Genomic DNA, 2853 nt, shown 5'->3' on the forward strand with positions numbered 1-2853 from the left:
AAATAACACTCTTGCTTACTTTTTATATTATAATTAATTAATTTAATCATCTAGTTAACTTCCATGCCTCTACTGTATCCATTAAGTCATCCACAAATGCCATTGCTTCTTCCTGTGGTTCATCATTCTTCAAATGGTCAAATATCTTACTTAGCTCATATCCCAATAAATTAGCAAACTCATTTTGATTCATTTTAATCTCATGCTTCTCCTTGATGATTCCAAAATTCCTCTTGGCTCTCTCCACGCATTTCCTGACAGCATGATTCACATCACCAGTCTCAACAGCTCTATGACACTTGATGCACAATGCAACTAAGTTGTCATCACTATTGTCTCCGCCTAATCCCCTAGGCAGTATATGATGGACTTCTAATCCATGATCCTGTTCACATATGAAGCAGCTATATTCATCTCGCTCTAATATTCTCTCCCTGTGAGTATCATTGAAACTATCAATCAAACTGTAATTCAATCCTGTTCTCATATTGACAATGAAATCCCTCTTACGTGACAATAATGATTCTACACGGAATGATACAATATCCTCTACGTCTGATTCCTTTGGCTTCTTCTTCTTGAGTTTTTGCTTATGGATTCCAGCAACATGTTCAATCCGACATTCATCATCACAATAAATGGGAGACCAATAATCCTTTGCAAATGTAATAATCTTCTTGCAGTTTTTACACAATGCTGCCTTCTTGCCTATTTTAGCGTATCCTCTCTTACAATCATTTGAGCAGAAGTCTGATCCTGTAATAGAAACAAAATCATCGTCACAATACCTACACTTCTTTGTAAGATGAATCTTCTTACATTCAGCACTACAATACTTCTCATTTGGACTACTTCTGAATACAAATACTTCTTCACATCTAATACATCTAGTCCTTTTACAATTGTCTGAACAATATACTCTGTCATGATTATATCGGAATTCCACTTCACACATTCTACATTCACATGTATATTTTAATTTCTCCTTGCACTCATCTGAGCAATAATGAATATGATGTTGATTTGACACAAAGGATTCCTTGCAGCTAATACATTTCCTGTTAATAATTAATACTCCATCTTCAATTGTGAATAATTCCATTTGTCATTTCCCCTTAATTTCTCTATATTCGTAAAAGGAAGAATATTCCTCCTCACTACTATCTATATACAGATAATCAATTTTTATCAACTAACTATTATAATTTATTTATTATTTGTAATTCCATCTCCACACATTCAGTTACCCTCTCACATATGCCTATTCAATTCGAGAGCATAGCTAAAGTTGATCGTTTTATCATTTCCATATAAATGCTCATTCTTCAAATTTAGAAACTACAACGTCCTCAGGATTAAATATCGTATTAATTAGAGCATGTGACTTTTATTTGATTATTTCACACCGTCTTGAAGTCATAATCAAATCATAAATCCATACTAATTTTCCATCTACACCTTACCTGACCTCTCAGAATCAATTTAAAGTATCGTAGCGTTCTCTATACAGTTTCAAAATATGTTATCCGTATATTTATGTAAATCGAAAATTTAAAAATTAAGACAGCTCACAGAGCTGAATTTGTATTAAATATGACGTGTCACTTTTATCGGCTAATTTAATCCACTATCCTCCCATCTAATCATCTACAATTCAGCTACATGGGAGGGGGATATATTTCAGTTAAAATAAAAAGGATGCCTATACAGACACCCCAATTCTCATTCATCAAATAATAAAAATTCCTAACAGGTTACGTTTTCGTCATCTTATAATAAATCTATATATTAATTATATATATTATATATTATAAATCATTTATTATAGATGTACTAAAACGTAACCTGTTTAAAAGGTTACTATTTTGTACCTACCCTAAAGTCCTATATATAATTCCTCACATCTCATCTAAACAATGGAATACCAATTGATTTCACCTTTTTTCTTCACAGCTTGTTCCTTCTTAATTAATTCGATATCAACTAAGAATCCTACAGTTTCATTAATCTTCCGTCTATCCCAACCAGTCAATCCAATCAACGTCTTATTGGCACATTGAAATTTCTCTTCTCCATGAAAGTGTTTATTCTTCTCATTCATCATCAATAACAATCCATACATATATACTGCTGAACAATTCATCTTACCATCAACTGTACAGGCAACAATTATCTCACCTCTCATCAAATGTGAATTAGCTGCATTCCAGAATAGTCCATCCTCATTCTCATTCCCAATTGACTTCAACGGAGCTTTCACAATTACATTCAGTGACTTAAATGTATTCAATCGTTCTCTATCTTCCTTGTCATAATCAGACAACATCGTATAACTCATTTGCTTATCTTCATTCATGTGCCATAGTATAGGATAATCATTTACACTGGAAGAATAACCTTTCTGATCTAACAGTCCATTCTTCTTAATAATATAATTCAATCTTTTTTCATTTGGATTGTATCCTAACAGTTTCTTAATATCAGCTAGTGTAAATCCATGTTCTCCATACTTAGCATAATTCCACAAGTAAGCAATCATCCAATAGAAACAATAAATAAACTCTTGGTGATGGGGAGATTTTAACTCCCCTACCTCAAGCCAACTACGCATATCTCCAAATATTTCATTGGGTATTGCTACTGGTCTTTCGTATCTTCTTTCGGTCATATGGCATATTCCAACTTTCATTATATTATAATTTACTATTTAATCATTTTTAATTTGATTAATTCCTGTAGGAACGTCCGTCTTGATTGACTACTATCATTCTTGATGGCTTGAAACAGAGCATTGTTCTCCACTAATGCTACCCCTTTAGACGATGTACGTGTCAAAGCTGTATATACCAGCTG

General features: G+C 32.9%; 2 protein-coding genes. Both read right to left on the reverse strand.

Annotated features, from left to right (window positions below; genetic code table 11):
- Positions 1-46: 46 nt before the first annotated feature.
- Complete coding sequence (locus AC1DSL_RS16940; protein WP_477533107.1) at positions 47-1102, reverse strand: HNH endonuclease; 1056 nt, start codon at positions 1100-1102, stop codon at positions 47-49.
- A gap of 807 nt (positions 1103-1909) precedes the next feature.
- Positions 1910-2668 carry a hypothetical protein gene (locus AC1DSL_RS16945; protein ID WP_477533108.1) on the reverse strand — a complete coding sequence of 253 codons (759 nt, stop codon included), beginning with the start codon at positions 2666-2668 and terminating at the stop codon, positions 1910-1912.
- Positions 2669-2853: the final 185 nt, after the last annotated feature.

The organism is Paenisporosarcina sp. P4_D4 (assembly GCF_056401835.1).

Coding starts and splice junctions, on each gene's coding strand:
- AC1DSL_RS16940 (WP_477533107.1), bottom strand. CDS start 1,102: ATGGAATTATTCACAATTGAAGATGGAGTATTAATTATTAACAGGAAA.
- AC1DSL_RS16945 (WP_477533108.1), bottom strand. CDS start 2,668: ATGACCGAAAGAAGATACGAAAGACCAGTAGCAATACCCAATGAAATA.